The organism is Streptomyces sp. NPDC032091 (assembly GCF_055580265.1).
In genome coordinates this window covers 52,118-71,570 of sequence record NZ_JBVILR010000001.1, presented here as the reverse complement: position 1 = coordinate 71,570, position 19,453 = coordinate 52,118, and the positions used below count along the sequence as shown (strand labels likewise).

Here is a 19,453-nt window from a genome sequence, read left to right as displayed (position 1 = left end):
ACGAGGAGGGGATGTGGCGGAGGAGCTCCGGAATGATGTTCCTTCGCTCGCATCTTCGGGACGGGGGTCGTGTGCCCGCATCAGTGCAGCCGTATTTCTTTCTCAGTTACGCGCATACGCCGAGGTTCGGGCCCGGAGGACCCGACCCGGACATGTGGGTGGAGCGGCTCTACCGTGACCTCTGCAACCACATCATGGCGCTCACCAGCCTGCCCGCCGGTTCCGAGGTCGGCTTCATGGACCGCGAGATACGCAGCGGCGAGGGCTGGTCGGAACGGCTCGGGTCGGCGCTCGCGACCTGCCGGGTCTTCGTCCCCCTGTTCTCGCCGCGCTACTTCGCCAGCGAGATGTGCGGGAAGGAGTGGTTCGCCTTCGCGCAGCGCGCCATCCAGGTGGGCGCCGCCAGCAACGAGAAGACCGAGGCCATCGTCCCCGCCCTGTGGGTGCCGGTCCCGCCCTCGCAACTCCCCGTTCCGGCCGAGCGGTTGCAGTTCAACCACAACACCTTCGGAGAGCGGTACGTCACCGACGGGCTGTACGGACTGATCAAACTCCGCGGCTACGCCGAGCAGTACGAGCACGCCGTGTACGAACTGGCCCGACGCATCGTCGGGGTGGCCGAGACCGTGCGGCTGAAGCCGGTCCGCCCGCTGGACTACCGGCTGGTGCCCAGCGCCTTCGGCCCGGCCGGCGGCCTGCACGGCGGCCCCTCCGCCCGCACCCTGCACGTGACCGTCGCCGCCGCCTCCCGGCACGACCTGCCGGAGGGCCGCAGCCCCGAGTACTACGGGGAGAGCGCGCTGGAGTGGAACCCGTACCACCCCGCCGCCCAGCGGCCCGTCGCGTACGTCGCCGAGGAACTGGTCAAGAACCTCAACTACCAGACCACGATGTCCTCCTTCGACGACGAGGCCGGGCACTTCGACAGCAAACAGCCCCCGACCCGCCCGGAGATCCTGATCGTCGACCGCTGGGCGGTGGAGGACGAGCACCGCCGCCAGCGGCTGGCCGCCTTCGACCAGGAGCACCGGCCGTGGATCAACGTGGTGGTGCCCTGGAACCGGTACGACCACCAGGGCCGGGCCAGGGAGGACGAGCTGGCGCGCCGGCTGGAGGAGACCCTGCCGGTCAAGATGGGCCAGGGCCGGGCCGCCTGCCGGGCCGCCGCCAACGGCGTGGCCAGCATGGAGACGCTCGGGCAGATCCTCCCGCAGGTGGTCGAGGCGGCCGCCCAGCAGTTCCTCAGACACGCCCAGGCGTACCCGCCGGCCGGGCACACCCCCACCGAGCGCCGGCGCCTGGTCGGGCCGATGGGGATGAGCGACCCGCCTCCGGCCCCTTTCCCGCCCGCCGCGCACCAGCACGGACCGGGCCGCAGCGACGCAGCCGACGACAGCACCGACACCGACCGGGGGGACGCGGATGACAGCCAGTCGTGACAGCCGAGACGGACGCATCGTCACCTTCTACTCGTACAAGGGCGGGACCGGCCGCACGATGGCGCTGGCCAACACCGCCTGGATCCTCGCCTCCAACGGCAAGCGGGTGCTCGCCGTGGACTGGGACCTGGAGGCCCCGGGCCTGCACCGCTTCTTCCACCCCTTCCTGGACCCCTCCACCCTCGGGGCCACCACCGGGGTCATCGACCTGATCAGCGAGTACGCCTGGGCCGCCACCAGCCCGGTGCAGCGGGCCGCCGACTGGCACAAGGACTACGCGCGGATACAGCCGCACGCCGTGTCCCTCAGCCCGGAGAACCTGGGCTGGGACTTCCCCGACGGGGGCACCCTCGACTTCGTGTCGGCGGGCCGGCAGAACCGCGAGTACTCGGCGACCGTGTCCACCTTCGACTGGGACAACTTCTACGACCGGCTCGGCGGCGGCCTCTTCTTCGACGCCCTGCGGGCCGACATGAAGCGCAACTACGACTACGTCCTGATCGACAGCCGCACCGGTCTGTCCGACATCGCCGACATCTGCACCGTCCACCTCCCCGACGTCCTGGTCGACTGCTTCACCCTGTCCGACCAGTCCATCGACGGCGCCGCCTCCGTCGCCCGGCAGATCGACGAGCGGTTCAACGACCGCGGCATCCGGATCTTCCCGGTGCCGATGCGCATCGACGAGGGCGAGAAGGAGAAGGCCGACGCGGGCCGGGCGCTGGCCCGGATCAAGTTCGACCGGTTCCCCGGCGGGCTCGTCGGCGACGAGCTGACCGCCTACTGGGGCGCGGTGGAGATCCCGTACCGGCCGTACTACGCCTACGAGGAGACCCTGGCCACCTTCGGCGACGAGGCGGGCCTGACCAACTCGCTGCTCTCCGCCTTCGAGCGGCTGACGGCGGTGGTGACCGAGGGCGAGGTCACCTCCATGCCGGTGATCGCCGAGGAGGTCCGGCTGCGGATCCGGGACGCCTTCACCCGGCGCCGGCCGGCGCTGCCCGCCGACCTGTTCCTCTCCTACGTCGCCGAGAACCGGATGTGGGCCGACTGGATCGAGTCGGTGCTCACCCGGGCCGGCTTCCGGGTCGTGCCCAAGGACGTCTCCGCCGAACGCCCGCCCGCCCCCGAGGGGGGCGCCGGCGACACCCTGGGCGGCGGGACGGGCATCAGCCTCGACACCGCCGGCCGCACGGTGGTGCTGCTCTCCAGCGCCTACCTGAAGTCGCCCCGGGCCGTGAACGTGTGGAACCGGGCCGCCGCCGAGGACCCCACCGGGGGCCGGCGCCACCTGGTGCCGCTGCGGGTGGGCGACGTACGCCTGGCCACGCCCTACATCGACCGCAACCCGGTGGACCTGTTCCGGCTCGACGAGGTGCACGCCACCGCCGCCCTGCTGCGCGCGGTGGAACGGCCGATGGCCCTCGCCGACACCGTCGCCGGCGCCTCCCAGCCCGGGCCGCGCTTCCCGGGGACGGTCCCCAAGATCTGGAACGCGCCGCCCCGCAATCCCGGGTTCACCGGCCGCGGCATCGTGCTGGAGCGGATGCGCGACCAGCTCGGCGGCGGCATGGCCGTGGTGCTGCCGCAGCCGCAGACCCTGTACGGGCTCGGCGGCGTCGGCAAGACGCAGGTGGCGCTGGAGTACGTGCACCGGTTCATGGCCGACTACGACCTGGTCTGGTGGATCTCCTCGGAGCAGACCGACGACGTGGTCGCGGCCCTCGCCGAACTCGCCGTACGGCTGGGCGCGCAGACCGGCGAGGACATGGCGGCCGCCTCCCAGGAGGCCATCGACCTGCTGCGGCGGGGCGTGCCGACCTCGCGCTGGCTGCTGGTCTTCGACAACGCCGACGATCCCGAGACGCTGAAGCGGTTCTTCCCGCCGGGCGGCCCGGGGCACGTGCTGGTGACCTCCCGCAACCAGTCGTGGTCCCAGTACGGGGACGCGCTGCCGGTGGACGTGTTCCTGCGCGAGGAGTCCGTCGAGCACCTCCAGCGCCGGGCGCCGGGGCTCACCAAGGACGACGCCGAGCAGGTGGCCGTCGCGGTGGGCGACCTGCCGCTGGCCGTGGAACAGGCCGGCGCCTGGATCGCGGAGACGGCGACGCCCGTGTCGGCGTACCTGGAGCAGCTCGCCGAGCAGACCGCCCGGGTGCTGGGCCTGAACCAGCCGGCCGGGTACCCGCAGCCGGTGGCGGCGACCTGGAACGTGTCGATCGAGCGGCTCCAGTCGCGCTCCCCCGCCGCCGTGCGCCTGCTCCAGCTGTGCGCCTTCTTCGCGCCCGAGCCGATCTCCGCGAACCTGCTCTACAGCAAGGAGATGATCGACGCGCTGAAGCCGTACGACGCCTCGCTCCAGGAGAAGCTGGTGCTGGGCCGGGTGATCCGGGAGATCGGCCGGTTCGCGATGGCCAAGGTGGACCAGGTCGGCAACAGCATCCAGGTGCACCGGCTGGTGCAGGCCGTGATCCGGGCGCAGCTGTCGGAGGAGGAGCAGCGTGAGGCCCGGCACGCGGTGCACCGGATCCTGGCGGGGGCCCGCCCGGACGACGACGAGCCGATAGACAACCCGGAGACCTGGCCGAAGTTCAACACGATCTGGCCGCACCTGAGCCCGTCCGAGGCCCGGTTCTGCAAGGAGCCGGAGACCCGCCGGCTGCTGATCGACCGGGTCCGCTACCTGTGGAAGCGCGGCGACTTCAAGGCGGCGTACACCCTGGGCGAGGAACTGCGCGAGGCGTGGCGGGAGATGCTCGGCAGCGATGACCTCCAGTACCTGTACCTGCGCTTCCACCTGTCGAACATCCTGCGCTCGCAGGGCCGGTTCGTGGAGGCCAAGGAGCTGGACGAGGTGACGCTGGAGCGGCAGCGGGCGGCGCTGGGCCCCTCGCACCCGCACACGTACATGACCACCAGCGGTCTGGCGATGGACCTGGGCGCGCTCGGCCGGTACGGCGAGGCGATGGAGCTGGCGACGGCGGCGCACGAGGGCTTCGGGCAGATCTTCCACGAGGCGCACCCGCGCACCCTGGCGGCGGCGAACAACCTGGCGCTGAACCTGCGGATGGTGGGGCAGTACTCCCGGGCCAGGGAGATCGACCAGGAGGTCTTCGACCGGCGCACGGAGGTGCTGGGCCCGGACCACCCGTACACGCTGTCCTCGGCGCAGAACCTGGCCCGGGACCTGCGCGAGGTGGGGCGGTACGACGATTCGGTGCAGCTGCTGGGCCGGACGTACGAGATCTACAAGCGGACGCTGGGCCGGGCCTTCCCGGGCACCCTGTCGGCGGCGAAGAACCTGGCGGTGTCGCTGCGGCGGGCCGGGGAGCTGGAGGACGCGCTGCGGCTGACGACGGCGACCCGCAACCGGTACCGGGCCAAGTACACCTCGGTCAATCCCGACCTGCTGGCCTGTGAGCTGAACCTGGCCTCGGACCTGTTCGCGACCGGTGATCCGGGCGCGGCGCGGGACCTGGCGCAGGAGGTGGTGGACGAGTACATGAAGGTGCCGGGCGAGAAGCACCCGTACACCCTGGCCGCGCTGAACAACCTGGCGGTGTTCCACTGGGGGACGGGCGCGGCGGAGACGGCGGAGCCGCTGCTGCGGCAGACGATCCGCAGCATGCGCGAGGTGCTGGGCGACAACCACCCGCACACCATCTTCGCGCACCTGAACCTGGCCAACGCCCGGGCGGACCTGGGCGATCCGGAGGGCGCCCTGGAGCTGGAGCGGGAGGCGGTGGTGCGGCTGCGCGAGGCGCTCGGGGCGCACCACCCGGAGACCCTGGCGAGCTCGTCGAACATGGCGGTGAGCCTGGACATGACGGGCCGCAAGGAGGAGGCGGCGCGGGTGCGGGCGGAGGCGGTGTCCGAGCTGACGCGGCTGCTCGGGGAGGACCACGGTCTGACCCGGTACGCCCGTGACGAGCGGCGGGTCCACCGGGACCTGGAGCCGCTCGCGGTGTGATCCGACGAGGGCGGCGGGGCTTGGCGGCCGCGCCGCCCGGGAGCGAGCGCAGGGGGCGCCGTGACCGACAGCATGACCTTTCGCAACGAGGACCTGCCGGTCCTCTTCCACCACACCGACCAGGCGGCGGTGTCCCGGCAGCGGGAGTCCGTCCAGGCCACGCGGACGCAGCTGGTGCTGCTGGTCGTGGCGGCGGGGGCGGCCGCCCTCCCGCCGGGGCCGGCGGCGGGCGGGCTGCACCTGTTCGCGGCGCTGAGCGCGCTGGCGTACGCGGGGGTGCTGGCCGTGGGCGTGCGGGCGACGCGGCGCCGGGCCCGTCCGCAGTGGCAGCTCAACCGGAGCGCGGCCGAGTTCATCAAGTCGCTGGCGTGGCGGTACGCCGTGCACGGGGCGCCCTTCGGCAGTGAGGTCGCCGGCGTGGAGGGGGTGTACCGGGCGCGGCTGGAGAAGGGGCTGGACGAGCTGCGCAAGATGGGCTGGCGGGATCCGCGGGCGGAGGGCCTGGTGCCGGAGGGCGCGGAGATCACCGGGGCGATGCAGCGGCTGCGCGGGCTGGACTACCACGTGCGCAGGGAGACGTACGTCCGGGACCGGCTGATCGAGCAGCGCACCTGGTACCGGCGCAGGGCGGAGGGCTCGCGGCGGGCGACGGCGCTGTGGTCGTGGACGATCGTGCTGCTGACCTGTCTGGGGCTGGTGTGCGCGCTGTCCGGGGCGTTCGGCGCGGGTCCGGGGGCGTCGGCCGCGGCGGGGCTGACGAGCGCGGCCGCGGCGGCGGCGATCGCCTGGAACGAGGTGCGCCGCCACCATCCGCTGATCGAGGCGCACACGCTGATCGAGCAGGACCTGTCGGCGATGATGGTGGTGATGCAGACGACGATCACGGAGTCGCAGTGGCCGTCGGCGGTGTACGAGACGGAGCGGTACGTGTCGCCGCAGCACACCGACTGGCTGGCCCGGCACAGCAGTTGACCGTGGGCGGGGCGTGGTTCAGTCGCGGGCCACGCCCTCGCGCCAGATGACGGTGACGGGTTTGCCCAGGGCCCGGGCGTAGGCGACGATCTCGGCGGTGCCGCCGTGTCCGCGGGCCGGGAGGCCGTCCCAGACGGCGACGAGGCGGTCGCAGGTGTCGGCGATGTAGGTGCCGGCGGCGTAGTAGGCCTCGTCGGTGGAGCGGGGGAAGGCCAGCGCGACCTCCTGGGTGGCCCGGTCCTTGAGCCGGCGGTACGCGGCGAGGCCGCGGGCGTCCCGGAAGGTCTCCTCGTAGTCCCCGCTGGGGATGACGACGGTGAGCTCGGCTCCGTACTCCAGGGCGAGGGCGGCGAAGAGCTGGTCGGCTCCGTCCGCGAGGCTGGAGAGGGCCTCCAGCGGGCCCGGGTGTCCGCCGAGCACGGCCCGCAGGCCCTCCTCGACATGGGCGAGGCACTCGTCGGGAATCGACCGGTGCCCGGTCACGCCGATCCGTTTCATACGCGCTCTCCCCCCCCGTGGACGCCCTGGACATCCTCCCAGAAGGCGGGAGGACGTCCAGGGGGCCTGCGCCGGGGCGGTCCGTCAGTAGACGCTGACGCCGTAGGCGCTCAGGGCCTCGGTGACGGGCTGGAAGAAGGTGGTGCCGCCGGAGCTGCAGTTGCCGCTGCCGCCGGAGGTGAGGCCGACGGCCCGGCTGCCGGAGTAGAGGGGGCCGCCGCTGTCGCCGGGTTCGGCGCAGACGTTGGTCTTGATCATGCCGTAGACGATGTCGCCGTTGCCGTAGTTCACGGTGGCGTTGAGGCCGGTGACGGAGCCGCTGTGGATGCCGGTGGTGGAGCCGCGCCGGGTGACGGACATGCCGTTGGTGGCGTCGACGGCACTGGTGATGTCCTGGCTGCCGACGGTGCCGGGCGGGACGGGGCTGTTGCTGGCGTACTTGATGAGGCCGTAGTCGTTGGTGGGGAAGCTGGAGCCGACGGTGGTGCCGATGGTGGTGGTGTGGGAGGTGCTGGTCCACCAGGTGCCGGCGCCGTCGGTGCAGTGGCCGGCGGTCAGGACGTAGTAGGTGCTGCCGCTGCGGACGTTGAAGCCGAGCGAGCAGCGCCAGCTGGTGGCGTAGATGGCGTCGCCGCCGGAGAGCAGCTTCCTGATCTTGCCGGGGGTGCGTTCGATGCGCAGCGCGGCCGCGTCGGGGCCGGCTTCGCGGCGGATTCTGGCCAGGTCGGCCTGGGTGACGGTGGAGTCGGCGGTGACCACGAGGGTCCCGGTGGCGGGATCGGTGTGCCAGGCGGTGCCGGCGACGTCGGCGCGCAGGACGGAGGCCCCGGCGGCGGCGAGCCGGGCGGCGCTGAAGCCGGTGTCGGCGGGGTCGGCGCTGGCGGTGGTGGGGGCGGCGATCGCGGCGGCGGCGGCGAGACCGGTGGCCACGGCGAGCAGCCGGAGACGGGTGGTGCTCTTGATCCTCACTTCACGTCCTCCCGGAGGGGGGTCTGGGGCCCGGCGTTCGTGGGGGTGCCGGAGCCCTTGAGCGGCGGGGTGGGGGCGCGGCGGACGCGCGGCCGTCGGCCGAACGTTTCGCCGTGCCCCTGACAAGTCCGCCGGATGACGCTGAACGGGAGTGTCCTGGCGTCGGTTACCGGCGGCAAGGGCGCCTTTCAGCCGTCGCTCTCCGGCGGCGGCCGCGAAGGGCAGGGCGTTCCCGGGGAGCGGGAACGGGCAGACGAAGTGGTCGGCGAAGGCGCGGACGCGGGCGCTCACCGGCACGCCGTCGGCGGTGGCGCGCCGGCGCCCCGGAACGGCCGGAATTCGACCTTCCAGGTCCTCCGGCACCGGTTCGGAGATCCTGGGGGTCCCCCCGGACGGAGTCCGGGGGGAGGGTGCCGGTCGGCGCGAGGGGGCCGTACGGGACGGAGACGGTGGCCACGCGCTGCTCGTGCCACCGCCGCCAGGCCGTGGCCGCTTCGTCGTCGCTCATGCCGCTCAGCCCTTCCCAGTGGGCCGGGGCGGGAATCCCCCCGTACGCCGTACGGGCCTGTGGGCCCCGGGAACTGACGCGACCTCAGTCGGTTCCCCGGGCCCTGGGGGGCCTCAGCCGCAGCCGCAATCGCAGTCGCAGCAGCAGCCGTCACAGTTGCAGCACTCGCAGCCGTCGCAGTTGCAGCAGTCGCAGTCGCAGTCGTCGCACCAGGCGTCGCGCTTCTTGCGGGACCAGGGGCCCTCGTAGTCGGTGCAGCAGATCTGGCAGGTGCAGAACAGTCCGATGGCCACCGCGCAGCCGTGCAGCAGCCCCCGGCGCGGCTTCTGCGGCGGCTGCCCGCCGCCCCCGTGGCCGCCACCGCCGCCGGGGCCGCCCGGGCCCATCGGGGGCGGCATGCCGGGGCCGCCGGGCGCGTACTGCGGCACGCCGCCGCCGTAGGGGTTCTGGCCGTACGGGCCGCCCTGCTGCCCGTACCCGCCCTGCTGCCCGTACCCGCCCTGCTGCCCGTACCCGCCCTGCTGCCCGTACGCGCCCTGGGCGTGCGGGTCGTAGCCCTGGGGCGGGTAGCCCTGCGGGGGCTGCCCGTAGCCCGGCCCGGCGGAGTTCGCGGCGGCGTGGCCGTGGCCGCAGGAGGTGGTGCCGAAGGCCCGGTCCACCGAGGTGCGCAGCTCGTGCACCAGCAGCCGGTGCGCGAGTCCCGCGTCGGCGAACTCCACCTCGCGCATCGCCAGCTTGATCCCGTGCAGCGCGTCGTCGCACAGCCGGCGGGCCTCGGCGCGGGAGGTCCCGGTGGCGGTGAGGGGGTTCCAGGCGCCCGCGGCGGCGTCGGCGGACTGGTCCTCGACGGCGTCCAGCAGGTGCGCGAGCCGCCCGAAGTAGCGGCCGGCCTCGGCCAGCGGCGCGGCGTTGCCTGGCCGTCCCGCCAGGACCGCGGTATGCGCGAAGGCGGCCGCGGTGGCCGTCTCGGTCGGCTCGGTGACCACCAGGACGGGGGTGCCGGGGCCGGCCAGGGTCTCGATGCCGCCCTGGCGGTCCACGGCGTCGACGAGCACCGCCGTGTCGAAGCCGAGCGCGGCGCCGGTGCGGGCGCCGGCCCGGTCCCAGCCCCGGGCCACCCGGCGGGCGGCGGCGGCGATCGGGGCGCGGGCCAACAGGCCGTCCCGGTCGGCCACGTGGTCCCGCACCTTCGCCGAGGCCAGCACCAGCGAGACCGCGGCCGCGAGCCGGGCGCCCTCGCCGTTGGCGACCGGGGCGGTGCGCATGCCGCGCAGCGGGCAGGGTCCGGCGGTGCGCCGCGCGCCGGGCAGCGGACCCGACTGAGCCTCCGTCAGAACGGAGACGAGAAGCCCGTCGTAGTTCGTGACGATCCTCGCGAACTGGCCGTGGTCACCGCGAAGTGCCAGACACAGACCGCAGAGATGGGCCATCCACTCCGTCTTGAACCGGTCGCCGAGCCGGTGCGTGCAAGGTCTGACGATGCCGAACAAACCGCTTCCCCCGTGTGTCATCCGCGTGTTTCCGGGGCATCGTATCCAGCCGGCTCGTTCACCCGTACGCCCCAGTGCCTCACCCGGACGGCGGCGGCGGTCGTATTTTCACTCAGTCAGCAGCGGCAGCGGCCGGGATCCTCGCCGGTGCAACGGATGTTCTGCACCAGTCCCGTCACGAAACCCCTGCGCGGCGGCTATCCACTTGGCGCGTTGTCAGCATCATGGACGACGATAGGGGCAACGGAGCAGAAGACGGACTGGCCACGGTGAAAGGAGGCGTCCATGGGTTCGGTACGCAAGGCGAGCGCCTGGTTGGGTCTCGTGGAGGACAGCGACGACGAGCGGTACTACGACGACGACTACGCGGAGGCGGTGGATCGCCGCCAGGGCTCGGTCGCGGGGCCCGGGGACCAGTGGGTCACCGACCCCCGCGTGCGGGTGGCGTCCGAGTCGGCGGTCGAGCAGGGCCGGCGGATCGCGACGGTCACCCCGGACGGGTTCCGCGACGCGCGCGGCATCGGCGAGCTCTTCCGCGAGGGCGTGCCGGTGATCGTGAACCTGTCCTCCATGGACCCGACCGACGCCAAGCGCGTGGTCGACTTCGCGGCGGGCCTGACCTTCGGGCTGCGCGGCTCGATCGAGCGGGTGGCGACCAGGGTCTTTCTCCTGACCCCGGCCGACACCCAGATCGTCAGCGGTGAGGCGGGCGGCCGCTCCCGCGACTTCTTCAACCAGAGCTGAGCGGGGCCGCCACCGGCACCGGCCTACCGGAAGGCGTCGAGCCCGGTGAGCGCCTTGCCCAGCACCAACTGGTGCATCTCCACGGTGCCCTCGTAGGTGAGCACCGATTCCAGGTTGGTGGCGTGCCGCATGACGGGGTACTCCAGGGAGATCCCGTTGGCCCCGAGGACGGTCCGCGCGGTGCGGCAGATGTCGATGGCCTCGCGGACGTTGTTGAGCTTGCCGAAGCTGATCTGCTCCGGCCGCAGGGTCCCCGCGTCCATGCGGCGGCCCAGGTGGTGGGCGAGCAGGATGCCCTTGTGGAGCTCCAGCGCCATGTCGGCCAGCTTGGCCTGGGTGAGCTGGAAGCCGCCGATCGGCCGGCCGAACTGCTCCCGCGTCCGCGCGTAGTCGAGCGCGGCCTCGAAACTGGCGCGCGCCGCGCCCATGGACCCCCAGACGATTCCGTACCGCGCGTGACTGAGGCAGCCCAGCGGACCCTTGAGCCCGGTCACGCCGGGCAGCACCGCGTCCGCGGGCAGCCGTACGTCGTCCATCACCAGCTCGCTCGTCACCGACGCGCGCAGCGACCACTTGTGCTTGATCTCCGGGGCGGAGAAGCCCGGCGCGTCGGTGGGGACGGCGAAGCCGCGGATCCCCTCGTCCGTCTGCGCCCAGACGACGGCGACGGCGGCGACGGAGCCGTTGGTGATCCACATCTTGCGCCCGTTGAGGATCCAGTCGGAGCCCTCCCGCTTCGCGTGGGTGCGCATCGCGGCCGGGTCGGAGCCGACGTCGGGCTCGGTCAGCCCGAAGCAGCCGATCAGCTCGCCGGCCGCCATGCCCGGCAGCCAGCGCTGCTTCTGCTCCTCGGAGCCGTACTTCCAGATCGCGTACATGGCGAGGGAGCCCTGGACGGAGACCAGCGAGCGGATCCCGGAGTCGGCGGCCTCCAGCTCCAGGCAGGCCAGGCCGTACTGGACGGCGCTCGCGCCCGCGCAGCCGTAGCCGGTCAGGGACATCCCGAGGGCGCCGATGGATCCGAGCTCGCGGGCCAGCTCGCGGATGCCGGGGAGCTCGCCGTCCTCGTACCACTGGGCGATGTGCGGCAGGACCCGGTCGGCGGCCCAGGTGCGGACGGTGTCGCGGACGGCGAGGTCCTCGGGGCTGAGGAGTTCGTCGAGCCCGAGCGGATCGGTGGGGACGAACGGGTTCTTCGGCGCGGACGACGCGGACAAGAGGGGCCTCCCGGCAGGCGCGTGGAGCGAAACCTAGCGGTGCAAGTTTGTCGCCCGCCCCGCTCCGGGTCCACCCCCGGCCGGGTCAGGCCGGGCGGCCGCCGACCGCCGGGTCCCGCTCGGGCTTGGCCGGGCCGGGGATCCGGGCCCGGGGGGCCGCGGCGGCCTGGGCCGTGGGCTGCGCGGGCAGCCGGCCCGGGGTACGCCCCTCGGCTTCGGACCCGCCGGTGCCCGCCTCGCTCCCGGCGGGGACACCGCAGGCGGCCGGTTCGGCGTTCTCCATGGTGCGCGGCAGCCTGAGGGCCATCGCCGCGCCGGCCAGCAGCAGGCCCGCGCTGACGACCAGGGTCACGTGCAGCCCGTGCACGAAGGAGTGCCGGGCGGCCGCGGCCAGGGACTGCCCCGCCGCACCGCCGAGGTGGGCGGCGATCTGGTAGGCCTCGCCGAGGGAGTTCGCGGCCCCGGCCGAGTCCTCGGCCGGCACTCCGGGGACACCGAGCAGGCCGGGCCGGTAGGCGGCGTTCATCACGCTGCCGAGCAGGGCGATGCCCATGCCCGCGCCGAGCTGGTACGAGGTCTCGCCTATGGAGGCGGCGCCGCCGGCGGCGTCCACCGGGGCCTCGCTCAGCATGGACTCGTACGCCGCGAAGAGGGTGGTCTGGAGGCCGAAGCCCAGCAGCACGAACCCGGCGGTGAGCAGGGCGGGACGGTCGTGCTGCCCCATCAGGGTCAGCAGGAGCACCGCGCCGGCGGTCAGCACGAACCCGAGCGAGACCATCGTGCGCGGTCCGACCCGCTGGAGGGTGTAGGAGCCGGTGGCGCCGGCGGCCATCGCGGCGAAGGTCAGCGGCAGCAGCCGCAGGCCGGTCTCCAGCGGGCTCAGGCGCAGCACCAGCTGGAGGTACTGGACGGCGATCAGCTCCAGGCCGACCAGGGCCAGCATGGCGAGCACGATGCAGCCGACGGAGGTGGAGAAGGCGGCCCGGGAGAACATCCGCATGTCGATCAGCGGGTGCTCGCGGCGCTTCTGGCGGCGGACGAACAGGACGAGCAGCGCCGCGCCGAGGAGCAGCGGGACCAGCGCCTTCGGGTCGGCGAGGTGGCGCTCGGCGCCGATCCGCTTGACCCCGAGGACCACGCCGAGCACACCGCCGGCGGCCGTCAGCGCGCCCAGCACGTCCCAGGGCCCGTCAGCGGCCCCCCGCGACTCGGGCAGCAGCCAGCGGCCCAGCGGCAGGATCAGCGCCATGAGCGGGATGTTGATGAGGAAGACGGACCCCCACCAGAAGTGCTGGACGAGGAACCCGCCCAGGACCGGTCCGCCGGCGGCGCCGATCGCGGCGACGGCGGTCCAGATGCCGATGGCCAGGGCCCGCTCGCGCCGGTCGGGGAAGACCTGGCGCAGGATCGACAGCGTGGCGGGCATGATCATGGCCCCGCCGACGCCGAGCAGGGCGCGGGCGGCGATCAGTACCTGGGCGTCACCGGCCAGGGCGGCGATCGCCGACGCCACGCCGAAGAGGGTGTAGCCGAGGAGCAGGATCCGGCGGCGGCCGACCCGGTCGCCGAGGGTGCCGAAGAGGATCAGCAGCGCGGCGCACACCAGCGGGTAGGCGTCGACGATCCACAGCAGTTCCTGCGAGCCGGGCCGCAGGTCCTCGGTGACGGAGGGGACGGCGACGTGCAGGATCGTCGCGTCCAGCGCGACGAGCACCAGGCTGACGCAGAGGACCGCGAGGACGACCCAGCGGTTGGCGCCGCCGGAGGCCTCGGTGATCCGCTGCCGCAGGGAGGGCTTCCTGTCGCCGGCCGTGTTCGTCCCCGACATCCATGTACCTCCCAGGTGATCCCTCGCACTCGGCGGACCAGCGTCGTGTGGCGCCGCGGGGTGGTGCCCTGTGCGGCGTCCTACGGGGTCCGGCATCGACACGCGAGTGAAGGGTCAGCGTACGCGAGTTCGTGTGACCGCCACGTGGTCAAGCTCTCATCCCGGCGGCGGCCCCGCTGTGGTGTGCGCCACTCGCCCCCGTTCCTCCCTCCCCCCGCGTACACGCCCGGTGACGGCCCGTGGTTCTGGTTCCGTGCCCGGTGGCGGCGCCGTCGATACTCGTTGCCGTGACCACTGTGCCCGTCTTCGACGCTCCCCCCAAGGACCCCGGCCCCGGCCTGCGCCGGGCCGCGCCCGCGCTCGCCGCCTTCGCCGGCGTGCGGCTGCTCGGGCTGGCCGTGCTCGCGGTGTGGTCCGCGGCGGCCGGGAGCAGCCCGCACACCCTGTTGTCGGCGCGCTGGGACTCCCTCTGGTACGCCCGGATCGCCGCCGAGGGGTACGGGTACGAGGTGGTCCTGCCGAACGGGGCCGTCCATTCCAACCTGGCGTTCTTTCCGCTGCTGCCCTGGCTGGAGCGGCTGGTGGCGGCGCCGACCGGGCTCTCGTACGGCTCGGCGGGCCTGGTGCTGTCGGCTGTGGGGGGGCTCGCCGCGGCCTGGGGGATCTTCGCCGTCACCGATCTGCTCCGCGGGCGGCGGGCCGGGGTGCTGGCGGTGGCGCTGTGGGCGGCGCTGCCGGTGGGGATCGTGCAGTCCATGGCGTACAGCGAGTCGCTGTTCACCGCCCTGGCCGCGTGGGCCCTGTACGGGGCGGTGCGCGGGCGCTGGCTCGTGGCGGGCCTGCTCGCGGCCGGGGCCGGGCTGACTCGCCCGGTCGGGGCGGCGGTCGTCGCGGCGGTGTGGGTGGCGGCCGCCTCGGCGTGGCGGCGCGGGGAGCGCTCGTGGCGGATGGCGGCCGGGGCGCTGCTGGCCCCGGTGGGGGCGGGGGCGTACGCGCTGTGGGTGGGGGCCCGGACGGGCGGGGGCCTGACGGGCTACCTGGACGTGCAGGCGGGGTGGGGCAACGGCTTCGACGGGGGGTGGGCCTTCGCCCGGTTCATCGGGGCGCGGCTGGCCTCGTCCGCCTTCCTCGCGGGGGTGGGCCTGATCGCGGGCGTGCTGCTGGTGCTGTGGCTGTACGCGCTGTGCGTGCGCCGCCGGCTGCCGGCCGTGCTCCTCGTCTACTGCGGGATCGTGGTGGCGCTGGCGCTGTGCGCCTCGGGGTACTTCGGCTCCAAGCCGCGGCTGCTGCTGCCGGCGTTCCCGCTGGTGCTGCCGCCCGCGGTGGCGCTGGCCTGGTGGCGCGGCGGGCGGGCGGCGGCGGTCGTCGGGGTGCTCGCCCTGGCCTCGGCGGTCTACGGGGCGTTCTGGCTGAACGGCTCCGGGCCACCGTGACGCGTGGGGCCCATCGCCCGCGATCACGGAATGGACCATTCCAATCCATGATTGCGCAAAGGAATTGAGCCGAAGTGATAAACCCCCCGTAAGCATGTGGACAATTGGCGGGGCAGGACTCCACAAGCGGTAATCCGGGGAGTTCCAACCGGGGGCGAAATAGCGGGAATTAAGTCCCGCGTGAGACGCACTCCACATCACATGGTCATCACAAAGCGCGCGATTCGCACGGGCCGCGCTTCGGCGCGCGGTAACGTCGATTGAGTGCGTACCGATCAATTGCTGTCCCGTCTGGAGCCGGTGTTCGCCCGGCTGGACCGGGAACCCGAGCGACCGGCTCATCTGCAGACACCGCAGATGAGCCGGCACCGCATCGTGCTCCTCTGCGCGACCCTGGCCTTCTACCTGGTGATCGTCGTGGCCGTGCTGACGACGTCCTGGCTCGTCCGCCTGGACTGGCAGATCATGTTCTTCCGGCCGTACGAACAGTGGCCGCAGATCCACGCCTTCCTCGACTACCTGGTCGTCCTCGGCCAGCGCGGCCCCACCGCCGTGATGGTCGCGGCCTGGCTCGGCTGGCGCTCCTGGCGGCAGCACACCCTCCGCCCGCTCATCGCCCTCGGCGTCGCCCTGCTGCTGCTGAACATCACCGTGGGCTCCGTGAAGCTCGGCCTCGGACGGCTCGGCCCGCACTACGCCACCCAGATCGGCTCCGCGGAGCTCTTCGCGGGCGGCGATATATTTCCTTCCGGCCACACCGCCAACGCCGTCGTGACCTGGGGGATCCTGGCCTACCTGGCCTCCACCACCGTCACCCGCCGGGTGCTGTCCATCCTCTCCGGCGTCCTGTCGCTCAGCGTCGGCGCCACCACCGTCTACCTCGGCACCCACTGGGTGAGCGACGTCCTGCTCGGCTGGACCGCCGGCCTGCTGATCATGCTGGCCCTGCCCTGGTTCGAGCCGCTCATCGCCCGCTCGGAGGCCTACGTCTTCGAACTGCGCGAGCAGTGGCGCCGCCGGCTGGAGGAGGGCCGGCTCTCCGAGCCCGTCGCCGCCGCGCTCACCCCGCTGCTCTCGGCCGGCGGCAAGTGGCGGCCCACCCGGGCCGACGGGGCCGAGGCGCCCGTCACCGCCGCGCCGGCCGCCGGGCACTCCCCCGCGCTCCGGCCCGCCGCGCACGCCCACCCGGTGTCCCGGCCGCACCTGATCCGCTCCGAGCGCACCCCGGTCACCCCGGCCGGCAGCCGCCGCCCGGCGCACACCGAGCGGGCCGCCGCCCGCAGCGCACGCCCCGCCACCGGCGGCTGACGGACCCCGCGGGGACGGTACGCACACTCCCACCCCGCACCACGACGGCGGGCCGGTCCGACGAACCGGCCCGCCGTTCACATGTCCGGAACGTCAGCCGCGCGCCCAGAGGTTCCTCCGTACCGGGTCACGCTTGTGTCACGGGTTGTCGACGGCCGCGGCCGCCGAATCACCGAATCCACGAGCGGAATTCAAATCCCCCCGGCCCGAATTCCCGTACTCCCCGGAGCCCTCCAGTGCCCGGCCGAGAAGGCCCCGCAGAGCACGGATCCGGTCGTTCAGCTCGGGCGGCTCCACCACCTCGAACTCACAGCCGAGCATCATGACGTGAATCACGAGAACGTCCAGGTTCACCGCCCCGGTGCGCAGCAGGCAGCTCTCCGCGTCGAGCGGCTCCAGCACCCCGTCCGCCGGCCCGACGATGCCCGCCGCCGCCTCGGCCGGCACCCGCAGCCGCACCACCGCCCGGGCGGCGTACGCCCGCTGCGACACACCGGCGGAGACGTAGGCCGCGAGGTCCTCGGCGGGGGCGGGACGGGGGGTGAAGCGCGGGCCGTGCGGGGGGCGGGGCTCGATCCGGTCGGCGCGGAAGGTCCGCCAGTCCTCGCGGTCGAGGTCCCAGGCCACGAGGTACCACCGCCGCTCGGTGCACACGAGCCGGTGCGGTTCGACGGTCCGGCGGCTGACGGTCCCGCCGTGGTCCCGGTACCCGAAGCGGAGCCGCTCGGCGTCCCGGCACACGGCGGCGAGCTCGGTCAGCACGGCCGGGTCGACGGTGTCGCGGCCGGGGCCGCGGAGCAGGGGGACGGTGAACTCGTTGAGCGCGGAGACCCGTCCGCGCAGCCGGCCCGGCAGCACCTGCTCCAGCTTGGCGAGGGCCCGTACGGAGGCCTCCCCGATCCCCTCCACGCCGTTCCCGGCGGCGGTGCGCAGCCCGACGGCGACCGCGACGGCCTCGTCGTCGTCGAGCAGCAGGGGCGGCAGCTCGGCCCCGGCGCCGAGCTGGTACCCGCCGCCGGTGCCGGGGCTGGCGTTGACGGGGTACCCCAGCTCCCGCAGCCGGTCGACGTCCCGCCGCACGGTCCGGGGCGTGACCCCGAGCCGTTCGGCCAGGGCGGCGCCGGTCCACTCGCGGTGGGCCTGGAGGAGGGAGAGCAGCCGGAGCAGCCGCGCGGAGGTCTCGAGCACGGGCCCAGTGTGCCTCCTCCCGCTTCACGCCCCGCCCGCCGGTACGACCGTGGCGGGAACGGTGGATGGGCGGGTGGGGGACGGCCCCGTGGGTACGGGCGTCGGGGCCCCGTCGGACGGGGCCGGGACCGGGGCCGCGTCGGACGGGGTCGGGGTCGGGACCGGGGTCGGTGGGGGGATGCTGTCCGGGAGGGTGAGGAGGAGGCCCGGTTTCAGGGTGGCCGGGTTCGGGCCGACCGCCTCCCGGTTCGCCTCGTACAACGCCCGCCACCCCCCGGGAACGCGCCGCCGGCGCGCGATCCCGTCCAGCGTGTCCCCGCCCCGCACCACGTGCATGCGCCCCGCCAGCCCGTACCGCTTCGCGCACACCGGCCACGCCTCCCACCCCTGCGACCCCAGCACGTCCTCCGCGACGCGGATCTGCTGCTCCCGCGTCGCCAGGTCCGCCCGCGCCGCGTACACCAGCCCCCCGTGCTCCACCCATGTCGGCTGCCAGAACTGGAGCCCCCCGTAGAAGCCGTTGCCCGTGTTCACCGCCCACCGCCCGCTGCTCTCGCAGTCGGCGACGCAGTCCCACGGCCACTCCCCGCCCGGCCCGCAGTCCCCCGGCCCGTGCCCGATGACGCCGGGCGAGCCGGGGTGCGCGGCCCCCGCCGGCCCGGGAGCCGGCGGGGGCGGCGCCGCGACCGCGCCGGCGCCCCACGGGAGTAAGAGCACCAGCGCGGCGCAGACCGCGAACGCGGCCCGCCGGAAACGGGCCGGGAGGCAGACATCGGGCATCGCGCCACGCTACGCAGCCCCTTCCCCCGCACCGTCCCGCCACGCGGCGCTCCCCCGCGCCCCACCCGGACGGCCGACCGCCACCCCACCCCCCAAACGGCCAGCACCGGCCATCAGCTGCGCACAACCAAGCAACAGTTGACACAAAAGCGAAGCAGCCCCCGAGCGGTTCACTCGTTCGGGTGGCTGGTTCGATTCCGTTCCCTCCAACGGCGTGACCCCGGCCGAGCCTCGGCCGTTGAGCCCGGCGAGCCGGGAACCCCCCGGCCCCCGCACGAATGAGGAGCCCCCCCGTGCCGCGCATGCTCGACGTCAGTCTTGAGGTACGTGCCGAGATCGGTGACGAAGAAGCCGACAGGCTGCTGACCGGCGACGACGCGCCGGGCAGTTACGACTGCACCTCCTGCCGCACCCCCGGCGACCCCGAGACCGACCCGACGAGCACCGTGCTGTTCGTGGGCGAGGAGACGGCCGTCCTCGCCTTCGCCCACGCCGGCTGCATCCCCTCCCAGGTGGTCACGGTCTCCGAGGCCGAGCTCCAGGGCGCGGTCCGCAGCATCACCGGTGACAGCCCCGCCCCCGAGCAGGCGGGCCCCGGCGGCGAGGTCCCCCAGAGCGTCCCCGGCGGCCAGGCCGTCCTCGGCATCACCAGCGGCCTGATCCTGATCAACGGCGAGCTGCACCCGGCACTCGTCGTCGAGCCGACCGCGCCGATCGCCCGCCCCGGCACCACCGGCCCCGGCGACGACTTCCTGCCGCTCCTCATCGAGCAGGGCTTCATCCCCGTCACCGACACCAACCAGGTGCCCTCCGCCCTCGAAGGCTGGTCGGTGCTGCTCGCCGGCGGGCAGCTGCACGCCGTGCTCCAGCCCGGCGCGGGCGGCGGCCCGCAGGCCTCCTGGTGGCAGGCGCACCAGGCGCTGTCCGTCACCGACGGCTGGCGGGCCGCCGTCAACAAGACGCAGCGGGTCCTGGTCTACGCCGCCCCGGTCGGCTCCATCGGCCAGCAGCCGCGCGAGGACCTGCTCCGCGACGCCCTGGACAAGGCCGCGTCCAACGGCAAGCTCGTCGCGGCCTCGATGCCCCTCGCGGGTGCCGCGGCCGCCTGA

14 protein-coding genes are annotated in these 19,453 nt (G+C 73.8%); 7 read left to right on the top strand and 7 right to left on the bottom strand.

What is annotated here, in order from left to right:
- Window positions 1–35 precede the first annotated feature (35 nt).
- The 3 genes from ACZ5NJ_RS00300 (at window position 36) to ACZ5NJ_RS00290 (ending at window position 6,381) form a co-directional block, all read left to right on the top strand.
- Complete coding sequence (locus ACZ5NJ_RS00300) at window positions 36–1,439, top strand: TIR-like protein FxsC (RefSeq protein ID WP_468761970.1); 1,404 nt, start codon at window positions 36–38, stop codon at window positions 1,437–1,439.
- Window positions 1,423–5,409 carry an FxSxx-COOH system tetratricopeptide repeat protein gene (gene fxsT / locus ACZ5NJ_RS00295; protein WP_468761048.1) on the top strand — a complete coding sequence of 1,329 codons (3,987 nt, stop codon included), beginning with the start codon at window positions 1,423–1,425 and terminating at the stop codon, window positions 5,407–5,409. Before ACZ5NJ_RS00300 ends, fxsT begins: the two co-directional genes overlap by 17 nt.
- 72 nt (window positions 5,410–5,481) lie before the next feature.
- Window positions 5,482–6,381, top strand: a complete 900-nt coding sequence (locus ACZ5NJ_RS00290) for a DUF4231 domain-containing protein (RefSeq protein WP_468761968.1) — start codon at window positions 5,482–5,484, stop codon at window positions 6,379–6,381.
- 18 nt (window positions 6,382–6,399) lie between these two features.
- On the opposite strand, the gene ACZ5NJ_RS00285 is transcribed toward ACZ5NJ_RS00290, so the two are convergent.
- The 3 genes from ACZ5NJ_RS00285 to ACZ5NJ_RS00275 form a co-directional block, all read right to left on the bottom strand.
- Window positions 6,400–6,879 (bottom strand): hypothetical protein, encoded by a 480-nt coding sequence (locus ACZ5NJ_RS00285; protein ID WP_468761046.1) that lies wholly within the window; start codon window positions 6,877–6,879, stop codon window positions 6,400–6,402.
- A gap of 84 nt (window positions 6,880–6,963) precedes the next feature.
- Complete coding sequence (locus ACZ5NJ_RS00280; RefSeq protein ID WP_468761044.1) at window positions 6,964–7,848, bottom strand: S1 family peptidase; 885 nt, start codon at window positions 7,846–7,848, stop codon at window positions 6,964–6,966.
- Window positions 7,849–8,469: 621 nt separating this feature from the next.
- Window positions 8,470–9,846, bottom strand: coding sequence for a DUF5685 family protein (locus ACZ5NJ_RS00275; protein ID WP_468761042.1), 1,377 nt, complete (start codon window positions 9,844–9,846; stop codon window positions 8,470–8,472).
- A gap of 285 nt (window positions 9,847–10,131) precedes the next feature.
- Here ACZ5NJ_RS00275 and ACZ5NJ_RS00270 point away from each other — a divergent pair, with 285 nt between their 5' ends.
- Window positions 10,132–10,590 (top strand): cell division protein SepF, encoded by a 459-nt coding sequence (locus ACZ5NJ_RS00270; RefSeq protein ID WP_468761040.1) that lies wholly within the window; start codon window positions 10,132–10,134, stop codon window positions 10,588–10,590.
- Window positions 10,591–10,613: 23 nt separating this feature from the next.
- Here ACZ5NJ_RS00270 and ACZ5NJ_RS00265 read toward each other — a convergent pair whose 3' ends face one another.
- Together ACZ5NJ_RS00265 and ACZ5NJ_RS00260 are read right to left on the bottom strand one after the other, a co-directional pair.
- Window positions 10,614–11,807 (bottom strand): acyl-CoA dehydrogenase family protein, encoded by a 1,194-nt coding sequence (locus ACZ5NJ_RS00265; protein WP_468761038.1) that lies wholly within the window; start codon window positions 11,805–11,807, stop codon window positions 10,614–10,616.
- A gap of 85 nt (window positions 11,808–11,892) precedes the next feature.
- Window positions 11,893–13,635, bottom strand: coding sequence for an MFS transporter (locus tag ACZ5NJ_RS00260; protein WP_468761036.1), 1,743 nt, complete (start codon window positions 13,633–13,635; stop codon window positions 11,893–11,895).
- A gap of 296 nt (window positions 13,636–13,931) precedes the next feature.
- Here ACZ5NJ_RS00260 and ACZ5NJ_RS00255 point away from each other — a divergent pair, with 296 nt between their 5' ends.
- Together ACZ5NJ_RS00255 and ACZ5NJ_RS00250 are read left to right on the top strand one after the other, a co-directional pair.
- Window positions 13,932–15,068, top strand: a complete 1,137-nt coding sequence (locus ACZ5NJ_RS00255) for a hypothetical protein (protein WP_468761966.1) — start codon at window positions 13,932–13,934, stop codon at window positions 15,066–15,068.
- 264 nt (window positions 15,069–15,332) lie between these two features.
- Window positions 15,333–16,376, top strand: a complete 1,044-nt coding sequence (locus ACZ5NJ_RS00250; protein WP_468761034.1) for a phosphatase PAP2 family protein — start codon at window positions 15,333–15,335, stop codon at window positions 16,374–16,376.
- Between the two features lie 138 nt (window positions 16,377–16,514).
- Here ACZ5NJ_RS00250 and ACZ5NJ_RS00245 read toward each other — a convergent pair whose 3' ends face one another.
- Both ACZ5NJ_RS00245 and ACZ5NJ_RS00240 read right to left on the bottom strand, forming a co-directional pair.
- Window positions 16,515–17,564, bottom strand: coding sequence for a helix-turn-helix transcriptional regulator (locus ACZ5NJ_RS00245; RefSeq protein WP_468761032.1), 1,050 nt, complete (start codon window positions 17,562–17,564; stop codon window positions 16,515–16,517).
- A 24-nt stretch (window positions 17,565–17,588) separates the two neighbouring features.
- A complete protein-coding gene (locus tag ACZ5NJ_RS00240; protein WP_468761029.1) occupies window positions 17,589–18,344 on the bottom strand; it encodes a transglycosylase family protein in 756 nt (251 codons plus the stop codon).
- A gap of 293 nt (window positions 18,345–18,637) precedes the next feature.
- On the opposite strand from ACZ5NJ_RS00240, the gene ACZ5NJ_RS00235 reads away from it, so the two are divergent.
- Window positions 18,638–19,453 carry a hypothetical protein gene (locus ACZ5NJ_RS00235; RefSeq protein WP_468761027.1) on the top strand — a complete coding sequence of 272 codons (816 nt, stop codon included), beginning with the start codon at window positions 18,638–18,640 and terminating at the stop codon, window positions 19,451–19,453.

Bases quoted from the DNA above. Each gene is read 5' to 3' on its own strand.
- ACZ5NJ_RS00300 (WP_468761970.1), top strand. From the start codon at position 36: ATGTTCCTTCGCTCGCATCTTCGGGACGGGGGTCGTGTGCCCGCATCA.
- fxsT (WP_468761048.1), top strand. From the start codon at position 1,423: ATGACAGCCAGTCGTGACAGCCGAGACGGACGCATCGTCACCTTCTAC.
- ACZ5NJ_RS00290 (WP_468761968.1), top strand. From the start codon at position 5,482: ATGACCTTTCGCAACGAGGACCTGCCGGTCCTCTTCCACCACACCGAC.
- ACZ5NJ_RS00285 (WP_468761046.1), bottom strand. From the start codon at position 6,879: ATGAAACGGATCGGCGTGACCGGGCACCGGTCGATTCCCGACGAGTGC.
- ACZ5NJ_RS00270 (WP_468761040.1), top strand. From the start codon at position 10,132: ATGGGTTCGGTACGCAAGGCGAGCGCCTGGTTGGGTCTCGTGGAGGAC.
- ACZ5NJ_RS00260 (WP_468761036.1), bottom strand. From the start codon at position 13,635: ATGTCGGGGACGAACACGGCCGGCGACAGGAAGCCCTCCCTGCGGCAG.
- ACZ5NJ_RS00240 (WP_468761029.1), bottom strand. From the start codon at position 18,344: ATGCCCGATGTCTGCCTCCCGGCCCGTTTCCGGCGGGCCGCGTTCGCG.